This window comes from Candidatus Pelagibacter sp. Uisw_090, assembly GCF_047717845.1.
GTDB lineage: Bacteria > Pseudomonadota > Alphaproteobacteria > Pelagibacterales > Pelagibacteraceae > Pelagibacter.
The window spans coordinates 62626-80923 of record NZ_CP159810.1 but is presented as its reverse complement, the minus strand read 5'-3'; the positions used below and the strand labels follow the sequence as shown (position 1 = coordinate 80923).

Here is an 18298-nt window from a genome sequence, read left to right as displayed (position 1 = left end):
CGTTAAGGATACTTTACTTAGAAAGTAACTTAACTAATTTTTTAACCAGACTATTTTTTAGAGAAGATTTTGAGGCCATCATGCAGGCTTCTGACTTTAAAATTTCACCATCTTTGAGAATTCTAAGGTTATTCGCTCTTAGAGTTTCACCAGATGAAGTAATGTCAGTTATAATTTCAGATGACCCAGTAAAAGGATATGCTTCAGTTGCGCCTAAACTGCTAACTAACTTAAATTGAGTAACTCCTTTTGAAAACAAAAACTCTCTTGTTAAATTGGGATATTTTGTTGCCACTCTTAATCTTTTTTTCTTTTTATCTTTAAATTCAAAAGCAATTTCTTCTAAATCAGCAACTGTTTGAACATCAATCCAAGGGTCTGGAATAGCAACAACCAATGTTGCTTTGCCAAATCCATAATTCTTCACAACACTTATCTTCTTTTGGATATTAACTTCACTTTCTTTTAATAAATCATATCCAGAAAAGCCAAGATCTAAAGAACCATCTCCAAGTCTTTCAACTATCTCTCTTGCATGAAGATATAATACTTTAACATTCTTTAAGTTTTTAATAGATCCCAATAAATCTCTTTCACCTCTTTCTGAGACTAAATTTAATTTATTTTTTTTAAATATTTTTAAGATATCAGCTCTCAATCTGCCTTTGCTTGGAATTCCAATGTTAATAATATTTTTTGTCATTAGTAGTTTAAATTTAAAGCAGCTCCTACTGCTGGAACTTGTTTTTTTGATCCAAGGTCTGAAATTAATTTATCAAATCTTCCACCGTTACAAATATTGATATTTTTAGATTTGGATTTAATATCAATTTTAAAAACCATACCTGTATAATATTCCAATTGACGTCCAAAAGATGTTGAAAACTCTATATTTAGTTTTTGAGTTTTATTTAATGAAGTTGGAAAATATTTTTGATCCACAACTAAATTAATTTTATTTTTTTTAAAAAAGATATTAAGTTTTTTAGCTGCTTGTCCTATTGGACAATTAATTTTTAAAAACTCTTTAATAATTTTTGAAACGTTTTTACCTCTACTGGCTCTTCTTGGATCTTTAATCTTATTATCAAATCTCTTTAAGATTTCTTCAATTGATCTACCAGCAACTACTGTTTGCTGATTATCTTTTAACATTTTTTGATATCTCTTTTTATCAACCTCAACAATTATTGGGTCTACATCAGAGTTCGTTTCTAACCTTCTTAGTAAATCATTAAAATAGTCTTCTCTCCAAAAATGTCTTGAAAGTCTTAATTTCCATCTTTTTGGGATATCTAGTTTTGAAATTAATAAATTGAAAATCTCAACGTTACCAATTTTTAAAGTTCCTGATGAATATTGTAAATTAGACAGAGATTTTAAGGCTGTATTAATAATTTCCTTATCATCTTTTTTTTCATCTTTAGAACCAATGATCTCAAAACCAACTTGGTCTCTAATAATAGAATCTTTTTTATTATTTGATTTTCTATAAGCCTGACCGCTATAAAATATTTTCTCTTTTCCTTTAAGGTTATTTTCTAAATATCTCAAGCAAGATGCAATGGTTAGATCTGGTCTTAGACAAAGCTCACTACCATTTTGATCAATAAATGAAAAAATAAATTTTCTAAAACTCTCTCCTGATCTTTGTACAATATGATCAGCTTCAATTACTGAAGGTAAATCAATATATTTAAACCCTTTAGATTTAACTGATCTAAGGATTTTTTCAGATAAATTTTTTGATTTCATCAATTAAATTTTCTTTTAAAAATGTAACCTGGTTGTTTTCACCCTTAACTCCTAAAAGGTTTTTTAAAGTAATCGTATTATCTTTAAATTCATTTTCACCACAAATAACAGCTACCGGGCATTTTTTTTTATTCGCATATGTTAACTGTTTGCCTAGATTTTTCTTACTATCTAAAAATATTTCAGAGTTAATATCATTATCTCTTAAAACTTTTAAAATCTCATAATAATTTTTTAAATACTTTTCATCCATTACACAAATAATAGCTGGTTTTTTCTCATCAACTTCAATTTGATCAAGTTGCATCATTGCAAATAATAATCGGTCAACTCCAATGCTCATTCCAGTTCCAGGAATATCAACTCCCTTAAATCTTGAAATTAATTTATTATATTGTCCGCCAGAACAAATACTTCCTATATCAACTTCTTTACCTTTGTTGTTTGTTGTCTTGAAATTTAAATTTGTTTCAACACAAAACCCATCATAATAAGCAAGCCCTCTAACAATTGTAAAGTTCGTCTTTATTTGATCTAAATAATCTCCATAACTTACAATTTTCAATAAGTCTTCTAACTCTCTAATTCCTTCTTGAGATAAAGGGTTTTTTAAATTTTTTTTTAATTCTTTTAAATCTTTTACTTTTAAAAAGTTAATAATTTGTGAAGCTTCATCATCAGTTAAGTCAGCACCTTTTGTAACTGCTCCACTTACATCTACTCTTTCTTTTTTTAATAAATCTTCAACGCCTCTTATTCCAAAGCCAGGTTTATCAAGCTTATCAATTGCTCTCATAACCTTTATCTTTTTGTCTTCAGATATTTTAAGGTCTTCAATTAAACCTTGAACAATTTTTCTATTACTAATGTTAACTATGAACTGATCTTTTTTTAAACCACAGGCAAGAAGTGTACTTGCAATTAAATTACATAGTTCAGCATTTGCTTGAGCTGGGTTAACGTTACCAACTATATCGGCGTCACATTGTAAAAAGCTTCTATAACGAGCATTACCTGCTTTTTCATTTCTCCAGACATCACCCATTTGATATCTTTTATAAGGTAAAGGTAATTCTTGATTGTTTTGAGCAACAAATCTAGCTAACGGACTTGATAGATCATATCTAAGAGTAATATTTTTATCACCATCTTTAAATGAGAATACGTCAGACATAGAATTACTATCATCATCTGCAAGAAATGATCCGATATTTTCTGAAATTTCAAATGAAGGAGTTTCAAGAGCAGCAAAACCAAATTTTATAAAATTAGTTTCAATAATATTAATTAACTTTTTCTTTAGAGTTAATTTCTTGCCCCATCGGTCTTCAAATCCTGAGGGTAACCCGGGAATTAGTTTATTTTCTTTATTCATTTTTTTTGGTACCCGCGCTTGGAATCGAACCAAATCCTATAGTTCCACAAACTATCGTACTAACCGTTATACTACGCAGGCATTCCTTGTTTTTATATTATTTTTGTGTGGATTTAAAATTATATTATAAATAAATAGCCTAAAGGCTATGGAAACAAAGTCTATGAGTACTTCTTGAAGTCTCTCTATATGTAGTATTTATAATCATGAGCAATCTTTTAGACAATTAAGAATAATTTTCAACACATAAATATAAAAAGACGTTAACCTTATTTTTAAATTTTTTAGAGAGGTGGTGGTGGCCCCAACTGGACTCGAACCAGTGACACACGGATTTTCAATCCGATGCTCTACCAACTGAGCTACAGGGCCCCATATTAACCTCTAAAAGTGATACGACCTTTGGTCAAATCGTAAGGCGTCATTTCTACTTGAACCTTATCACCTTGAAGTACTCTAATTCTATTCTTACGTAATTTGCCAGCAGCATGCGCTGTAACAATATGGCCATTTTCTAATTTAACTCTGAACATTGCGTTTGGAAGTAGATCCTCAACAATTCCTGAGAACGACAGCATTTCTTGTTTTGACAAATTTATTTTCTCCTAATTCTTTTTTCTACTGATCTAGCGTGTCCCACTAAACCCTCGTAGTTTGCAAGTGTTATAACTGATGGACCAAGGGTTTCAATCCCTTTTTTTGATAGATTTATATATGAAATTCTTTTGTAAAACTCATTAACACTAACACCACTTGAATATCTTGCCGACGAATTAGTTGGTAATACGTGATTAGAACCAACATTATAATCCGTCATAGCCATTACAGCATACTTACCTAAACAAATAGATCCTGAGTTTTTAATTTTTCCAACCATATTTTTATAGTTTTTAATATTAAGCTCTAAATGTTCTGGTGCAATTTTATTTACAGTATCAATAATTTTTTGATCAGATGACATATGAATTAAAATTCCATTATTAATCAAGCTACTTTTTGCAATTGTTGTTCTTGGTAGATCTTTCAATTGTTTATTAATTTCTTCATTAACTTTTTTGATAATTAATTTATCTTTTGAAATTAAAATACATTGAGCAAGATTATCATGTTCTGCTTGCCCTATAAGATCACTTGCTATCCATTCTGGATTTGAGAACTTATCACATACTATTGTCACCTCTGAAGGTCCAGCAATCATCCCTTCAATTCCTACATCACCAAAGACTTCTTTTTTGGCAGCTGCTACATAAGAGTTTCCAGGGCCTACAATTTTATCAACTTTTTTAATTTTTTTAGTACCATATGCAACTGCTGCAATCGCTGATGGCCCACCTATTGAATAGATTTCTTTAATTTTACATTTTCTTGCGGCGTATAATACGGCCGGATTTTGTTTACCTTTTTGACCTGGATTAATCATCACCAGTCTTTTAACGCCCGCAACAAGAGCTGGAATTGCATTCATTAAAACACTTGATGGGTATGAAGCCGTTGAACCTGGCACATAAATTGCAACCGATTCAATTGGAACATATTTATATTCCAATTTATTTTGTAATTTGTCAGTATAAGAAATATCTTTGAATTTTTGTAAAGAGTGAAATTTATAAATTCTATTATAAGCAAGATCGATTGCTTTTTTAACTTTTGGGTCTAGGGACTTTATAACTTTAGTTATTTTTTTAGGATTTGGAATAATAATACTATTTTTGTTAAATTTTTTTTCATATTTTAAAACAGCTTTATCACCATTTTTTTTAACATCTTTAATAATTTTAGTAACTGAAGCTGAGTTAAGCTGAACTTTATTTTTTCGTTTAGATAGCAGTTTATCTAAAGCTACATCAAAGTTTTTAATTTTACTGTCTAATATTTTAATCATTAATCAATTTTATTTTGATCATCAAGAGTTACTTCAATTATTTCTGTCGATAAAGTTATATATGCATTATTAGTAAAAATTAAGCTAATCTCATAATTGTCATTATTTTTTAAATAATCCATAGTTATCAATTCAAGTTTTTGGTCAACATCGTCTTGTTTTATATTCTTGGATTTAACATTATCTACAAACTCAAATTTACAGATACTATTTATTTTTTTACCCTCATTTTCTGTTTCAATTTTTGTTCGCTTTAAAGATAATAAGAAAACCTTATTTTTTTGAAGATATTTGATTTCGCTAACTTTGATCTCAGCTCCAGCACAACATGCTGAAATCATTTGCAAACCTTCATTATCATTTGCAATAATTTTTGATAAATATTTTTTTTCCATTAATTAACTCTTCTAATTTTGGCGCCTACTTTTTTTAACTTCTTTTCTATGTTCTCGTACCCTCTATCAAGGTGATATATTCTATTAATTACAGACTTTCCTTTGGCTGTGAGTGCAGCAAGTATTAGAGAGACAGACGCTCTTAAATCTGTTGCCATTAGCTCTGCTGCTTCAAATTTAATATTTCCCTCTATTGTCGCTTTATTTCCATTGATAGAAATTTTTGCTCCCATTCTATTTAACTCTGCTACGTGCATAAATCTGTTTTCAAATATTTCTTCTCTAATATAAGATTTCTTATTAGCCTTGCATAGTAGTACCATCATTTGCGCCTGTAGATCCGTTGGAAAATTTGGATAAGGAGATGTTTTAATATTTATACTTTTAATTTTTTTACTTCCTTGAATAAGTATTTCATTTTTCTTTTGAATAATTTTTGCACCTATTTTTTTCAAAATATTGATTTCTGTGCTAATAATTTTTGGATCCATTCCTACAATCTTTAGATTTCCTTCAGTTAAAGCAGCGGCAATTAAGTAAGTACCTGCCTCTATTCTGTCTGGCATTACCTGATATTTTATTTCCTTTAGATTGCTTACGCCTTCAATCTTAATGGTTCTTTTTGCAGCCCATTTAATATTACAACCTAACTTAATTAAAAAATTAACTAAGTCTTTAATTTCAGGCTCTATTGCACAATTTGATAATGTTGTTTTTCCTTTAGCTAAACATGATGCAATAATTAAATTTTCAGTGGCACCAACTGAAATTTTTTGGAATTTGATATTTGCTCCAATTAATCCTTTTGGGGCATTTGCATGAACATAACCTTGTATAATTTTATATTTTACTCCAAGTTTTGATAGTGCTTGTAAGTGAATATCAACAGGTCTTGTACCAATCGCACAGCCACCTGGTAAAGATACTTTTGCTTTACCAAACTTCGCAAGCAATGGTCCCAAAACTAATATCCCTGCCCTCATAGTTTTAACCAAACTATAAGCTGCAAAAGTTTTAGTTTGCTTGTTGTTATTAATAATTAGTGTTTTTTTATTATCTTCAATAGATGAGCCTAAGGACTTTAACAATAGTATCATTGTTTCAATATCTTTTACCTTAGGTAGATTTTTTAAAGATATCCTTTTATCTGATAATAAAGTTCCAGCTAAGATTGGCAGAGACGCATTTTTAGAACCTGAAATTCTAATTTGCCCCTTGAGCTTTGCTGCTCCAAAGACTTCTAATTTTTTCATTATTATACTTTTGGTAAAGTTACTCCAGTTTGGCCCATATATTTACCTTTACGATCAGCGTATGAAGTTTCTGGAGCCTGATCTCCCTTTAGAAATAAGAATTGAGCAACTCCTTCGTTTGCGTATATTTTTGCAGGGAGTGGAGTGGTATTTGAAAATTCTAGGGTAACGGTACCAAAAAATTCTGATTCAATCGGTGTTACGTTAACTATAATTCCAGTTCTTGCATATGTGCTTTTACCAACAACAATACACATAATGTTCCTTGGAATTTTAAACACTTCTATTGTTGTTCCTAGGGCAAAGGAATTTGGAGGGATAATAATATAATCAGAGCTTTTTTTTGTAACAAAATTATCTGAAGTAAATTTTTTAGGATCAACAATAGAAGAGTTTACATTATGAAATATTTTAAATTCATCTGCTACCCTTGCATCATAACCAAATGAACTTAGACCATAAGAAATTTTACCATCTCGTACCTGCTTGTCTACAAATGGAGAAATCATTTCCTCTTCGAGCGCAAGTTTTCTTATAGATTTATCGGAAAGTACTGACATTATTTACTTTTCTTCTTATTTTTTTTTTGAAAGATTTTTCTTTTTTTAAGATTTTTTTTAAGCGCTAAACTTAATCTTTCATTTTTTTCTTTATCAATCATTATTTGTCTGGATTGGTTAAAAAATCTAAAGTGATAGGTTTTGATGCATCTAAAATTTCTTCTGGCTCCTCTTGTACCTTTGGACCTTCTTTAGCTTCACGCTTTGCTCTTTTTTCTGCAAGCTTCTTTTCTCTCTTAGCTTGCTTTTCCATTAGCTTGTTGCCTTTAGTAGATTTATAATCGTAATGAATTCCCATAAAATTTTCCTCCGCTAGATATAAATCATTATATGAAAAAAATTAAGGCAATATTTTGAAAAAAATGATTTATTATAGAAATACTTCAATAAATACCAAAATAGCCCCTATAGTTAAATGGTATAACATGTCCATGGTAAGGATAAGTTTCAAGTTCGATTCTTGGTGGGGGCACCAGACTAATTCTTATAGAATATTTTTCTAGCTATAATTGTGATTATTATTAATGCCACAAACGCAAGCATTGGAATATATATATCTGGCGAATATATTAAGTCTATAATTCTCGGAGCCTCTAAATTTTGTTCTATAATTTTTTCAAGCCCACTTCCAATTGAAACAAGCAAAAATAATTGTGGTGTTAGTCCTATTAATGTTGCCCAAAAAAAATTGGCTACCTTAACATTGAAAATACAAGGCAATACATTTGACAGTGCGAAAGGAATTCCTCCTATAAATCTATAGGCTAAAAGATAAATAAATTCTGATTTCTTAAATTTTATTTCTAAATTTTTAAACCTATTTAAAAACTTTTCTTTAATTACTTCTTTAAAAAAATAATTACCAAGCATGTATAAAATCGTTGCACCGATAGTCATTCCAATTATTAAAACAAATATTCCAAGCCACTTACCAAAAATAAACCCTGCTAGGAGTGCGGCTGGTAAGCCAAATCCAGCCATGACAACCCAAATAATTGTAGATATTAAGAATACTAAAGAGATTAAAAATAAATTAGTTTGCTTAAATCCAAAAAAATAATCCCTGTTATTTTTGATAAATTCGTAGCTAGTTAATTCTTCAAAGGTGAATTTTGATAAAAAAAAGTATAAAAATGATGAAACAACTAGAAGATAAAATAAACCTAAAGTTATCTTAACTTTTTTTGATTTTTCCATAATTAACTGGTAGTATTATAAAATCTTCTATTTGCTATTTATACATATAATTACTATAAAGGGCGAAATTTAAAAAAACTTAAATAAATCCTATGAAAAGAACATATCAGCCCAAAGTTGGAAAGCGTCTTAAAAAACATGGTTTCAGATCAAAGATGGCAACTAAAGGTGGAAAAAAACTTCTTAAGAGAAGACGTGATAAGGGACGTAAGAATCTTACAGTGTCATCTACTCAAAAAAAGCCAAAAGGTAAATAAGTCAGACTAAATGAAAAGCAAAATTGTTGCTCTTTCTAAAAACGAGGATTTCAAAAACTTACTTAAGAAGAAAAAAACCTCAAACAAATATATCACTCTTTTTTTTGGTCCCCTTGAAGACAAGGATAATAAAAAACTAAATATCAGTTTTGTAGCTAAAAAAAAAATGATCCGTAGTGCTGTAAAAAGAAATAAAGTTAAAAGAAGATTAAGAAATATTATAAATGAAGCTATAAAAAATATATCAATAAACTTTAACTATTCTTACCTCGTGATTGCGAAAATAACTATGCTAAACAATGAATATGCGATAATAAAAGATACTTTATTTAAAGACATAAAAAAAATTAAGTAATGAATATTATATCAAAAATTTTAATTGGCCTGATCAAATTTTATAAAATGGTTATTAGTCCTTACTTGGCTCCTTCGTGCAGATATCTTCCAACATGTTCAGAATATACAATTGAATGCTTAAGAGCATATGGACTCGCTAAAGGGATCTCAAAAAGTACAAAAAGAATTTTTTCATGTCACCCTATCAAAATATTGGGTGGTGGTGAAGGATTTGATCCAGTAAATAAAGAATTAAAGGCTAAGAAATAATGGATACTAGAAACGTAATAGCAGCAATATCATTATCAGCAGCAGTTATTATTCTATACTCTCTTTTTTTTCAGCCTGATCCTACAATTATTAAGAAAAATTTAGCTGAACAAAGAAAAATAGAAAATAATACCGATACTCCTAGCTTAGATAAAAATGAAAACTTTGCAAAACTTTCAAGAGCAGATGCTTTAAAAGAAAATGGTAGAATTCAATTTGAAAATGGTAGTGTTGTTGGATCTATTTCTTTAAAAGGCGCAACAATAGATGATTTAACTTTCAAAGAATATAATATTGAACTTAATGGAAGTGATAAAATAACTCTATTGAGCCCAAGAAATGTTGAAGATGGTTACTTAATCGAAAGTGGCTTTGTAAGCACTAACAAAAATATAGACGTACCTGATGCTTCTACAGTTTGGAAAGTTTCTGGAAATAAAAGATTAACTAATAATAGTCCTGTAAAACTAACATGGAGTAACTCTCAAGACATTACATTCGAAAAATATATAAGCTTAGATGATCAATTTTTATTTACTGTAAAAGAAAAAATAATTAATGCATCAGATAAATCTTATAATTTTTATTCATATGGTCAAATTATTAGAAATAAATTGCCAGAAATATCTGGTTTTTATATTTTACATGAGGGGTTTCTATCTGTACTTGACGATCAGTTAATAGAAGAAGATTACGACGATATTCAGGAAAAGAAGTTCACCCAAACTGCGCAAGAAGGATTTGTTGCTATTTCAGATAAGTTTTGGGTTACATCGGTTATACCTCCTAAAGGTAAAGAGTTTAAAACAACTTTCGACTATAAAAATAAATTCAGAGCTAACTACATATCTACAAAAGGTATTGAGGTTAAAGCAAACAGTTCTATTGAAGAAAAAATTCAAATTATAGTTGCAGCTAAAAGAGTAAATGTCATTGATGGTTATGCTGAAAGTCTAAATATCAATAAATTTGATCTAGCGATTGATTGGGGTTTTATGTATTTTATAACTAAGCCTTTATTTTTTGTATTGGACTACTTCTTTAAATTACTTGGCAATTACGGTTTAGCAATTATCGCCGTTACAGTTTGCATTAGATTGGCTTTCTTTCCTCTTGCCAACTTCAGTTTTAAGTCGATGGGGAAAATGAAGTTATTAGCTCCAGAAATGGCCAGATTAAAAGAAATTCATAAAGACGATAAAATGAAATTACAACAAGCAATGATGGCTCTTTATAAAAAAGAAAAAGTTAATCCCATGAGTGGTTGTCTACCTATCCTAGTTCAAATTCCAGTTTTCTTTGCTTTGTATAAAGTTTTGTTTGTAACCATCGAAATGAGACACATGCCTTTTTATGGATGGATACACGACCTAAGTGATAGAGATCCAACATCTTTATTTAATATTTTTGGTTTAATCCCTTGGGATCCACCTTCTTTCTTATTAATAGGTGCGTGGCCTATCATTATGGGTATCACTATGTTCATACAACAAAAGCTTAACCCAACTCCACCAGATCCAATACAGGCTAAAATTTTTATGTTCTTTCCAGTATTTCTAACTGTAATTCTTGCACCGTTTCCTGCAGGTCTTGTTATCTACTGGAGCTTCAATAATATCTTCACAATGATTCAACAATATATTGTTCAAAGAAAAATGACTATTAAAACAACTTAAATGTCATTGTTAAAAGAAGCAGAGTTAATAAATATTTTACCTAAAGACGGTCCAACAGTTGAAGAGGTAAAAAAATACTTAGAAAAGTATAATGATGAATTTATTGTTATAAAATGTGGCGGTAGTGTTTTAGTTGATCCAAAATTATTTAAAATTTTTATTAAAGATATTGTTGTTTTAAACAAGCTTGGCTTTAATCCTATAGTTATTCACGGTGGTGGAAAAAGAATAAATGACAAGTTAAGTGAACTTAACATTAAAAGTAATTTTATTAATGGACTAAGAGTTACAGATAAAAACACTATTAATATAGTTGAGGATGTATTGATTGAATTTAATAAAGAGATTGTTAATGCTTTAAAAGATCAATCTTGTGAAACAAGAAGAATTACTTCAAAAGAATACAATATAATAACTGTAAAACCTGAAAGTGATAAATTAGGTTTTGTAGGTACTCCCACTCACATTAAAACTGATGTTTTAAAAGAAATTATCAAAGTTAATGAAGTACCTGTTGTTGCTCCTCTAGGGTTAGATAAAAATAATCAGACTTTTAATATTAATGCTGACACTGCAGCAGGCTCGATTGCAATTGAGTTAAAGGCTAGAAGATTAATGATTATTAGCGATGTAGAGGGCGTATTAGATAATGAAAAAAAACTTATACCTGAAATTAATTCTCAAAAAGCTAAAGAATTAATTGATCAAAAGGTTATATCTGGTGGCATGATACCTAAAATTAACAATTGTCTAGATGTTGCAAGTAATGGGGTTAAAGGGGTAGTGATAATTGATGGAAGAAAAAATCACTCAATTCTTTTTGAGCTATTATCTGATAAAGGTTCCGGAACTTTAATTAGAGAATGAAAAATTTACTTAATATAAAATACTGGTTATTTGACCTTGATAACACTCTTTATAGTGGTCAAACAAAAGTTTTTTCAGAGGTTGACAAGAAGATGTCTTCCTTCATTTCAAAAAAATTTAATGTAGATTTAATTAAAGCAAGAGAAATTCAAAAAGAGTACTTCTACGAATATGGAACAACATTATCAGGATTGATGAATCATGATAAAATTGATCCACATGAATTTCTTGAATTTGTTCACGATATAGATATTAGCTGGCTTCCCAAAGATGAGCTATTGCGAGAAGAATTAATTAAAATTAAGGAAAAGAAATATATTTTTACAAATGGTTCTCATGCTCATGTTGAAAACGTAACTAAACAACTGGGTATAGATGGCTTGTTTGATGGAGCATTTGATATTGTTGATGCCAACTTTATCCCAAAACCGAAAATTGAACCTTACAAAAAAATTGTAGAAAAATTTGATTTAGATCCAACAAAATCAATATTGATTGAAGATATTGCTCATAATTTAGAACAAGCTAAAAATCTAGGAATGAAAACTTGTTGGCTTGAAAATGATGAGACTTTTGCAAAAAAAGATGCTGATAAACCCTATATTGATTATAAGATTAAGATCTTGCCTTCTTTTCTTCAAGAAATTAATATATTAAAAGCACAATAAAACTAACCTACAAAAGATAAGTTAAAACTATGAAAGAATTTGAAAACATTATCAATACAGCTTGGGACAATAAAGATTCAATTAATGGTCAATCAGACCAATCAATATTAAATGCAATTAAAGAAACAATTGAACTTGTTGACAAAGGTGTTTTAAGAGTTGCTGAAAAAAAAGATAATGAGTGGGTAGTCCATCAGTGGATTAAAAAAGCAATCCTTTTAAGTTTTAAAACTAACGAAATGCAAACTCTTGCAGGCCCTTACGCTACATGGTGGGATAAGGTTAGAGGAAAAACTGCAGGCTGGGGGAGAGAAGAACACAAAAAAGCTGGATTTAGAATGGTGCCTAATGGAGTGGTTAGACACGGATCTTTCATTGGGAAAAATGTTGTCTTGATGCCTTCATTTGTAAACATTGGAGCTTATGTGGATGAGGGAACTATGGTCGATACTTGGGCGTCAGTTGGGTCTTGTGCTCAAATAGGAAAGAACTGTCACATATCTGGTGGTGCTGGAATTGGTGGGGTATTAGAGCCAATGCAGGCTAATCCAACAATTGTTGAGGATAACTGTTTTGTTGGCGCTCGTTCTGAAATAGTTGAAGGAGTAATCGTAGGTGAAGGGTCAGTTTTATCTATGGGTGTATTTATTGGTCAATCTACAAAAATTGTTTACAGAGAAACTGGTGAAGTAATCTATGGAAAAATTCCACCTTACTCAGTAATAGTTCCAGGTAGCTTACCAAGTAAAGATGGTAAGGGCCCTGCTTTATATTGTGCGGTAATAATTAAACAAGTTGATGAAAAAACTAGATCTAAAACTTCTATTAACGATCTATTGAGAGACTAAATGCCAACTTATAATGAAATTACATTAGCAAAAGAGCTAATAAGGTTTCCAAGCATTACACCTGTTGATGTAGGTGTAATGAAATTCTTAGCCAATAAACTAACTACTATTGGATTTAAGTGTAAAATATTAGAATTTAAGGACAAAGATTCTAAACCAGTTAAAAATTTATACGCAAGATTAGGTAATGCACAACCAAACTTTATGTTTGCAGGTCACTTGGATGTGGTGCCTCCAGGAAATTTAAAAGATTGGACCGTAAAACCATTTAGTCCTGCTATTAAAAAAAACCACTTAATTGGAAGAGGTGCAAATGATATGAAAGGTGCAATAGCAAGTTGGGTTGTTGCAGTGAATAACTTTATATCAAATAATAAAAAATTTAAGGGTTCTATTAGTTTATTGATTACAGGTGATGAAGAAGGTGTTGCAATCAACGGTACCAAAAAAGTAGTTGATTACCTAAAAAAGAAAAAAGAAAAAATAGATTTTTGTTTAGTTGGAGAGCCTACTAACCCTAATAAACTTGGTGAAATGATTAAAATTGGTAGAAGAGGAAGTATGAACGCAGAGTTAACTATAATTGGAACTCAAGGCCACGTTGCCTATCCTCATCGTGCTAACAACCCATCAACTACAATGATCAAAATACTAAATGAAATAAAAGAAATAAAATTTGATAAAGGAACAAAAGATTTTCAACCAACAAATTTAGAAGTAACTAAAATTAATATCGATAATACTGCTGACAACGTTATTCCAAGTGTTGCTAAAGCTACATTTAACATAAGATTTAACAATAAACACACGTCCTCTAGCTTAAAAAATAGATTAAATAAAATTTTTAAAAAAATTACCAAAAAAGATAAGTCTAATTTTAAAATAGAATACCGTGTATCAGGTGAAGCTTTTTTAACTAAATCTAATAAAACTACCTACATGATTCAAGCTGTTATAAAAAAAATTACAAAAATTAAACCTCAACTATCTACAACAGGCGGAACTTCGGATGCGAGATTTATTAGAAAAATTGCTCCCTGTTTAGAATTTGGTCTAGTAGGCAAAACAATGCATAAAGTAGATGAGGCAGTATCTATTTTAGATTTGAAGAAGTTAACAAAAATATATTCTGAAATTCTTAAAAATTACTTTTAATGATTTGCATTAAAGCAAACATCACAAAAGAATTGGGTGATATTGATGATGAATCAAAAGCTATTTATCACTCTAAAAATACAGTTTGTTTCTTTATTTTTAAAAAAAGAAAACAACGTCATGAGTTTGTAGAAAGAACCAAAGGAATGCTAAAAGTAGAACGAGAAACTGTTTGTCTTAAATGAAAACTGGCTTAATAACCTCTGATACTTATCAAAATCACAATACAGGCGATGGACATCCAGAAAAAATTGATAGAGTTACAGCAGTAATCGACAATTTTAAAAAGTTAGATAATAAAAATTTGATTTGGAAAAAACCTTCAAAGTTTGACAGATCACTTTTAGAAATAACTCACAATTCTGATTATATAAATTTTGTAGAAACATCTTTTCCAAAGAAAGGATTGTCCTTTTTAGATGGAGATACAATTATATCTCCAGGAAGCAAGAAGGCTACTTCAGATGCTGTAGGATCAATTATTACAGCTATTGATGGTGTTCAAAATAATGAATTTAAAAATGCTTTTTGTGCCGTCAGACCTCCAGGACACCATGCAGAAAAAAATAAAGCTATGGGTTTTTGTATTTATAACAATGTGGCTGTTGGAGCTAATTACCTAATAGATAAATATAAACTTAATAAAATTGCAATCATTGATTTCGATGTTCATCATGGAAACGGAACACAAGACATTTTCTATAATAATGAAAAAGTTTTATATATTTCAACACATCAATTCCCCTACTACCCTGGGTCTGGTACAGAACAAGAGAAAGGTAAATATAATAATATATTCAATATTCCACTACCTGCTGGCACGACCTCTGAGGAGTATTTAAGTGCTTATGAATATGTACTTAAAAAAATAACTGAATTTAAACCTGAATTTATATTACTCTCCGCAGGTTTTGATGCCCATAAGGATGATCCACTAGCTCAATTTCAACTAGAGAGTAAAGACTTTTATGAAATCACCAAAAGAACTTTAGAGTTATCCAAATTATATTGTGATGGAAAAGTGGTCTCTATCCTAGAAGGTGGCTATGATCTTTTAGCATTACAAGAAAGTAGCGAGATGCACGTTAAAGCTTTAATAGAATTTGATTGATAATTTCTCAATAGACATTAAAGAACTCACAATGAAACTTTATAAAATTAAAAAATCTAACATCGATAAAAAAGGTCGTGGCCTTTATGCTGCAAAAGATATTAAAGAAGGTACTAGAATTATCGATTATATTGGTAAAATTATTACAAAAAAACAAACACAAGAAACTGAAAAATTTGACAATGCAAAACCTATCTACTTATTTAATTTAAATAAGAAATATGACATGGATGGAGATGTTTCATGGAACCCTGCACGTTTAATAAATCACTCTTGCTCTAATAATTGTGATTATAATGGAACTGGCTTAAAGTTATGGGTAATTGCTATAAAAGATATTAAAAAAGGTGAAGAGATAACTGCTGATTATGGGTTTGGTTATGATCAAGACTATAAACAATTCCCATGTGAATGCCGTTCTAAAAACTGTTGTGGCTACATTGTTCGTTCTGAATCAAGATGGAGAATTAACAAAAAATTCAGTATCGGACAACAAAAACTTAGTAAATAACTTTCTCTAAAAACAACCCTTCAGCTGGTGCAGGAGGTGCACAAAGTATTCTTTTTTTTGATTTAAAAACAAAATCAAATTTTTTTAAATTCCACTTTTTTTCTGCTAGATACTTTAAGCAACCAACCATCGACCTAACTTGCTGCTGTAAAAATGATTTAGATTTAAATTGTATTTCAATTCTTCCTTTAATTGATTTTATTTTAATTGATTTCATAGTTCGAATTGGACTTTTCGCATTACAGCTTGATGATCTAAATGTAGAAAAATCTTTAGTGCCTAAAAGTTTTTTTGCACCCTTTTTCATTAACGTAACATCTAGCTCTTTAATTATGTGCCACCCTCTTTCTTTTTCTATAGAAGGTCTGCTCAGTCGGTTAAAGATTATATACTTGTAAATCCTTTGTTTTGCTGAAAATCTTGCGTGAAAATTTAAATTTTTCTTTTTTATATTTATAATTGAAACATGCATATCATTTACAAAGTGATTTATTGATTTTAAAAATTTATCTAAGCTTTGGATTTCTTTTTTACATTCAAAATGTGCTGATTGTGCAATAGCATGAACTCCTGCGTCAGTTCTGCCAGATCCAATTAACAATATTTGTTCTTTTAAAAGTTTTGATAGTTTTGTTTGAATTAATTTTTGAATTGATTTTCCTCGAGATTGAATTTGCCAACCAATAAAATTAGTTCCAACATATTCAATTAAAATTTGATACCTATGCATTATTCAATTTTGAACCTTTTTTAATTTGTGATCCAAGCATAAATTCACTAATGTTTTGAGGTCTTTTTCCTTGTCTTTGAATTTCTAGAATCTTAATTGATTTTTTATTTCCACAACTAACCTCTAAATGATTGTCTAATACCTCTCCAATACCACCGCTTCCAAAGGCTAAATTTGCCTTTAAAATTTTATATCTTTCCCCATTGTAATTAAAAAAAGCACCAGGACTTGGGTATAATCCATTTATTTTACCAATAATTTTTTCTGCAGTCTCGCCCCATTCTATTTTACCTTCTGTTTTTTCAATTTTAGCTGCATAACTTGCTTCATCGTGATTTTGTTCTTTAAACTCTGTTTTACCCTCCAAGATCTCATCAATATTATCTAATATTTTTTCTGCCGCTAATGCAGAAAGCTTTTCAGATATTGTTTCTGTATTATCATTGCTCATAATTTCTATTTTATAAAAATTACAAACAGGTCCAGTATCTAATTTTTCTCCTATCCTCATAATGCTGATACCTGTTTCTTTTTCTAAATTCATAATTGATCTTTGAATCGGTGCTGCACCTCTCCATTTCGGAAGAAGTGAGGCGTGAATATTGATAAAACCTTTTTTAACTAAACTTAAATATTCATTTGGAATAATTTGTCCATAAGCAACCACAATTGCTATATCAGCATCTAATTCTTTAAAATAATTATATTCTTCTTTATTATTTTTTAATGAATTTGGTGTTCTGTATTCTATTTTTAATGTTTCTGAGATTCCCTGAATAGGAGATTTATTAATCTTTTGTCCTCTTTGTGATTTTTGAGGTGGCTGTGTATATACCACTGATACCGAATAACCATTTTGATATAATGACTTTAATATCGGCACAGCAAAGAATGGTGTGCCCATAAAGACAATTTTTTTTAACATTTCTAAAAAATTTCTCTATTAACCTTAATTTTAGAAAGTTTTTTTATTATCATTGATTTTTTTAATTTTGATAAATAATCAATAAACAGAATTCCTTCTAGGTGGTCCATTTCATGCTGAATACAAGTTGCCAATAATCCATCTGCTCTTAATAATTGTTTTTTTCCATCGTAGTCTAAATACTCAACCTCACATCTGTTGGGCCTTTCTATTTCTGCAAACTGATCTGGTACAGATAAGCATCCTTCTTCATATTTTGCTTTATCCTCATTTTTATTTTTAATAACAGGGTTAACAAAATACCTTGGTTCTTTTTTATTTTCATCTCTACCAATATCCATGACTATAATTCTTTTGGGAACTCCGATCTGGATAGCTGCAAGACCAATTCCAGGCGCATCATACATTGTGTCAAGCATATCATCCATTAATGCCCTCTCTTCATCACCTACTTTTTCAACTGGTTCTGATACTTGTCGTAATAATTTGTTTGGTTCTATTAAAATTTTTTTAACTGACATAATTAC

The 18298-nt window shown here is 29.8% G+C and carries 24 protein-coding genes and 3 tRNA genes; 12 read left to right on the top strand and 15 right to left on the bottom strand.

Translation table 11 applies throughout. The features are described 5' to 3' along the window. Positions 1 to 13: 13 nt before the first annotated feature. The 11 genes from hisG to ABXT58_RS00360 all read right to left on the bottom strand — a co-directional run bounded on the left by hisG (position 14) and on the right by ABXT58_RS00360 (position 7518). Positions 14 to 703 (bottom strand): ATP phosphoribosyltransferase, encoded by a 690-nt coding sequence (gene hisG / locus ABXT58_RS00410; RefSeq protein ID WP_415304108.1) that lies wholly within the window; start codon positions 701 to 703, stop codon positions 14 to 16. Further along, on the bottom strand, positions 703 to 1755 hold the full coding sequence (locus tag ABXT58_RS00405) for an ATP phosphoribosyltransferase regulatory subunit (RefSeq protein WP_415304107.1): 1053 nt from the start codon (positions 1753 to 1755) through the stop codon (positions 703 to 705). The genes hisG and ABXT58_RS00405 overlap by 1 nt, the downstream gene beginning before the upstream one ends. Next, positions 1733 to 3130, bottom strand: coding sequence for a histidine--tRNA ligase (gene hisS / locus ABXT58_RS00400; RefSeq protein WP_415304106.1), 1398 nt, complete (start codon positions 3128 to 3130; stop codon positions 1733 to 1735). The genes ABXT58_RS00405 and hisS overlap by 23 nt, the downstream gene beginning before the upstream one ends. 6 nt (positions 3131 to 3136) lie before the next feature. Then, positions 3137 to 3211: transfer RNA gene (locus ABXT58_RS00395), tRNA-His, on the bottom strand. Between the two features lie 215 nt (positions 3212 to 3426). After that, positions 3427 to 3502, bottom strand: a tRNA-Phe gene (locus ABXT58_RS00390). A 5-nt stretch (positions 3503 to 3507) separates the two neighbouring features. Then, positions 3508 to 3723 carry a translation initiation factor IF-1 gene (gene infA / locus ABXT58_RS00385; RefSeq protein WP_006997427.1) on the bottom strand — a complete coding sequence of 72 codons (216 nt, stop codon included), beginning with the start codon at positions 3721 to 3723 and terminating at the stop codon, positions 3508 to 3510. Between the two features lie 2 nt (positions 3724 to 3725). Continuing rightward, a complete protein-coding gene (gene hisD, locus ABXT58_RS00380; protein WP_415304105.1) occupies positions 3726 to 5012 on the bottom strand; it encodes a histidinol dehydrogenase in 1287 nt (428 codons plus the stop codon). Further along, on the bottom strand, positions 5012 to 5407 hold the full coding sequence (locus ABXT58_RS00375) for a DUF2948 family protein (protein ID WP_415304104.1): 396 nt from the start codon (positions 5405 to 5407) through the stop codon (positions 5012 to 5014). Before ABXT58_RS00375 ends, hisD begins: the two co-directional genes overlap by 1 nt. Next, a complete protein-coding gene (gene murA, locus ABXT58_RS00370) occupies positions 5407 to 6660 on the bottom strand; it encodes a UDP-N-acetylglucosamine 1-carboxyvinyltransferase (protein WP_415304103.1) in 1254 nt (417 codons plus the stop codon). The genes ABXT58_RS00375 and murA overlap by 1 nt, the downstream gene beginning before the upstream one ends. 2 nt (positions 6661 to 6662) lie before the next feature. Beyond that, positions 6663 to 7220, bottom strand: a complete 558-nt coding sequence (gene dcd / locus ABXT58_RS00365; RefSeq protein ID WP_415304102.1) for a dCTP deaminase — start codon at positions 7218 to 7220, stop codon at positions 6663 to 6665. Positions 7221 to 7320: 100 nt separating this feature from the next. Continuing rightward, a complete protein-coding gene (locus ABXT58_RS00360) occupies positions 7321 to 7518 on the bottom strand; it encodes a hypothetical protein (RefSeq protein ID WP_415304101.1) in 198 nt (65 codons plus the stop codon). Between the two features lie 103 nt (positions 7519 to 7621). Between ABXT58_RS00360 and ABXT58_RS00355 the strand changes: the two genes are divergently transcribed. Further along, a tRNA-Thr gene (locus ABXT58_RS00355) sits at positions 7622 to 7695 on the top strand. Positions 7696 to 7697: 2 nt separating this feature from the next. On the opposite strand, the gene ABXT58_RS00350 is transcribed toward ABXT58_RS00355, so the two are convergent. After that, a complete protein-coding gene (locus ABXT58_RS00350) occupies positions 7698 to 8417 on the bottom strand; it encodes a TVP38/TMEM64 family protein (RefSeq protein ID WP_415304100.1) in 720 nt (239 codons plus the stop codon). Positions 8418 to 8509: 92 nt separating this feature from the next. Here ABXT58_RS00350 and rpmH point away from each other — a divergent pair, with 92 nt between their 5' ends. From rpmH to ABXT58_RS00295, 11 genes are read left to right on the top strand one after another with little or no spacing between them, the layout of a single operon-like run. Beyond that, a complete protein-coding gene (rpmH, locus tag ABXT58_RS00345) occupies positions 8510 to 8674 on the top strand; it encodes a 50S ribosomal protein L34 (RefSeq protein WP_415304099.1) in 165 nt (54 codons plus the stop codon). Positions 8675 to 8684: 10 nt separating this feature from the next. Further along, a complete protein-coding gene (rnpA, locus tag ABXT58_RS00340) occupies positions 8685 to 9029 on the top strand; it encodes a ribonuclease P protein component (RefSeq protein WP_415304098.1) in 345 nt (114 codons plus the stop codon). Further along, positions 9029 to 9280, top strand: coding sequence for a membrane protein insertion efficiency factor YidD (gene yidD / locus ABXT58_RS00335; protein WP_415304097.1), 252 nt, complete (start codon positions 9029 to 9031; stop codon positions 9278 to 9280). The genes rnpA and yidD overlap by 1 nt, the downstream gene beginning before the upstream one ends. Further along, positions 9280 to 10956 carry a membrane protein insertase YidC gene (yidC, locus tag ABXT58_RS00330; RefSeq protein WP_415304096.1) on the top strand — a complete coding sequence of 559 codons (1677 nt, stop codon included), beginning with the start codon at positions 9280 to 9282 and terminating at the stop codon, positions 10954 to 10956. The genes yidD and yidC overlap by 1 nt, the downstream gene beginning before the upstream one ends. Beyond that, complete coding sequence (argB, locus tag ABXT58_RS00325; RefSeq protein WP_415304095.1) at positions 10957 to 11823, top strand: acetylglutamate kinase; 867 nt, start codon at positions 10957 to 10959, stop codon at positions 11821 to 11823. It begins immediately after the preceding gene. Further along, positions 11820 to 12491 carry a pyrimidine 5'-nucleotidase gene (locus ABXT58_RS00320; protein ID WP_415304094.1) on the top strand — a complete coding sequence of 224 codons (672 nt, stop codon included), beginning with the start codon at positions 11820 to 11822 and terminating at the stop codon, positions 12489 to 12491. The genes argB and ABXT58_RS00320 overlap by 4 nt, the downstream gene beginning before the upstream one ends. A 29-nt stretch (positions 12492 to 12520) precedes the next feature. Further along, positions 12521 to 13339, top strand: a complete 819-nt coding sequence (gene dapD, locus ABXT58_RS00315; RefSeq protein WP_415304093.1) for a 2,3,4,5-tetrahydropyridine-2,6-dicarboxylate N-succinyltransferase — start codon at positions 12521 to 12523, stop codon at positions 13337 to 13339. Then, a complete protein-coding gene (dapE, locus tag ABXT58_RS00310) occupies positions 13340 to 14494 on the top strand; it encodes a succinyl-diaminopimelate desuccinylase (RefSeq protein ID WP_415304092.1) in 1155 nt (384 codons plus the stop codon). Next, the gene (locus ABXT58_RS00305) at positions 14494 to 14679 is read left to right on the top strand and encodes a hypothetical protein (RefSeq protein ID WP_415304091.1); all 186 of its coding nucleotides are present in this window, start codon (positions 14494 to 14496) and stop codon (positions 14677 to 14679) included. The genes dapE and ABXT58_RS00305 overlap by 1 nt, the downstream gene beginning before the upstream one ends. Next, positions 14676 to 15605, top strand: coding sequence for a histone deacetylase family protein (locus ABXT58_RS00300; RefSeq protein ID WP_415304090.1), 930 nt, complete (start codon positions 14676 to 14678; stop codon positions 15603 to 15605). Before ABXT58_RS00305 ends, ABXT58_RS00300 begins: the two co-directional genes overlap by 4 nt. A gap of 31 nt (positions 15606 to 15636) precedes the next feature. Then, positions 15637 to 16116 (top strand): SET domain-containing protein, encoded by a 480-nt coding sequence (locus tag ABXT58_RS00295; RefSeq protein WP_415304089.1) that lies wholly within the window; start codon positions 15637 to 15639, stop codon positions 16114 to 16116. On the opposite strand, the gene truA is transcribed toward ABXT58_RS00295, so the two are convergent. The 3 genes from truA to def are packed head-to-tail and all read right to left on the bottom strand — an operon-like array spanning position 16106 to position 18292. Beyond that, positions 16106 to 16846 (bottom strand): tRNA pseudouridine(38-40) synthase TruA, encoded by a 741-nt coding sequence (gene truA, locus ABXT58_RS00290; protein WP_415304088.1) that lies wholly within the window; start codon positions 16844 to 16846, stop codon positions 16106 to 16108. The genes ABXT58_RS00295 and truA overlap by 11 nt on opposite strands. Beyond that, positions 16839 to 17771 carry a methionyl-tRNA formyltransferase gene (gene fmt / locus ABXT58_RS00285; RefSeq protein WP_415304087.1) on the bottom strand — a complete coding sequence of 311 codons (933 nt, stop codon included), beginning with the start codon at positions 17769 to 17771 and terminating at the stop codon, positions 16839 to 16841. The genes truA and fmt overlap by 8 nt, the downstream gene beginning before the upstream one ends. A 2-nt stretch (positions 17772 to 17773) precedes the next feature. Next, entirely contained in the window at positions 17774 to 18292 is a 519-nt protein-coding gene (gene def / locus ABXT58_RS00280; RefSeq protein ID WP_415304086.1) for a peptide deformylase, read from the bottom strand. Between the last annotated feature and the right edge of the window lie 6 nt (positions 18293 to 18298).

Coding starts and splice junctions, on each gene's coding strand:
- ABXT58_RS00305 (WP_415304091.1), top strand. CDS start 14,494: ATGATTTGCATTAAAGCAAACATCACAAAAGAATTGGGTGATATTGAT.
- ABXT58_RS00360 (WP_415304101.1), bottom strand. CDS start 7,518: ATGGGAATTCATTACGATTATAAATCTACTAAAGGCAACAAGCTAATG.
- ABXT58_RS00350 (WP_415304100.1), bottom strand. CDS start 8,417: ATGGAAAAATCAAAAAAAGTTAAGATAACTTTAGGTTTATTTTATCTT.
- ABXT58_RS00300 (WP_415304090.1), top strand. CDS start 14,676: ATGAAAACTGGCTTAATAACCTCTGATACTTATCAAAATCACAATACA.
- def (WP_415304086.1), bottom strand. CDS start 18,292: ATGTCAGTTAAAAAAATTTTAATAGAACCAAACAAATTATTACGACAA.
- murA (WP_415304103.1), bottom strand. CDS start 6,660: ATGAAAAAATTAGAAGTCTTTGGAGCAGCAAAGCTCAAGGGGCAAATT.
- ABXT58_RS00405 (WP_415304107.1), bottom strand. CDS start 1,755: ATGAAATCAAAAAATTTATCTGAAAAAATCCTTAGATCAGTTAAATCT.
- dapD (WP_415304093.1), top strand. CDS start 12,521: ATGAAAGAATTTGAAAACATTATCAATACAGCTTGGGACAATAAAGAT.
- truA (WP_415304088.1), bottom strand. CDS start 16,846: ATGCATAGGTATCAAATTTTAATTGAATATGTTGGAACTAATTTTATT.
- yidD (WP_415304097.1), top strand. CDS start 9,029: ATGAATATTATATCAAAAATTTTAATTGGCCTGATCAAATTTTATAAA.
- argB (WP_415304095.1), top strand. CDS start 10,957: ATGTCATTGTTAAAAGAAGCAGAGTTAATAAATATTTTACCTAAAGAC.
- fmt (WP_415304087.1), bottom strand. CDS start 17,771: ATGTTAAAAAAAATTGTCTTTATGGGCACACCATTCTTTGCTGTGCCG.
- dcd (WP_415304102.1), bottom strand. CDS start 7,220: ATGTCAGTACTTTCCGATAAATCTATAAGAAAACTTGCGCTCGAAGAG.
- ABXT58_RS00375 (WP_415304104.1), bottom strand. CDS start 5,407: ATGGAAAAAAAATATTTATCAAAAATTATTGCAAATGATAATGAAGGT.
- rnpA (WP_415304098.1), top strand. CDS start 8,685: ATGAAAAGCAAAATTGTTGCTCTTTCTAAAAACGAGGATTTCAAAAAC.
- ABXT58_RS00320 (WP_415304094.1), top strand. CDS start 11,820: ATGAAAAATTTACTTAATATAAAATACTGGTTATTTGACCTTGATAAC.
- dapE (WP_415304092.1), top strand. CDS start 13,340: ATGCCAACTTATAATGAAATTACATTAGCAAAAGAGCTAATAAGGTTT.
- hisS (WP_415304106.1), bottom strand. CDS start 3,130: ATGAATAAAGAAAATAAACTAATTCCCGGGTTACCCTCAGGATTTGAA.
- yidC (WP_415304096.1), top strand. CDS start 9,280: ATGGATACTAGAAACGTAATAGCAGCAATATCATTATCAGCAGCAGTT.
- rpmH (WP_415304099.1), top strand. CDS start 8,510: ATGAAAAGAACATATCAGCCCAAAGTTGGAAAGCGTCTTAAAAAACAT.
- hisG (WP_415304108.1), bottom strand. CDS start 703: ATGACAAAAAATATTATTAACATTGGAATTCCAAGCAAAGGCAGATTG.
- ABXT58_RS00295 (WP_415304089.1), top strand. CDS start 15,637: ATGAAACTTTATAAAATTAAAAAATCTAACATCGATAAAAAAGGTCGT.
- hisD (WP_415304105.1), bottom strand. CDS start 5,012: ATGATTAAAATATTAGACAGTAAAATTAAAAACTTTGATGTAGCTTTA.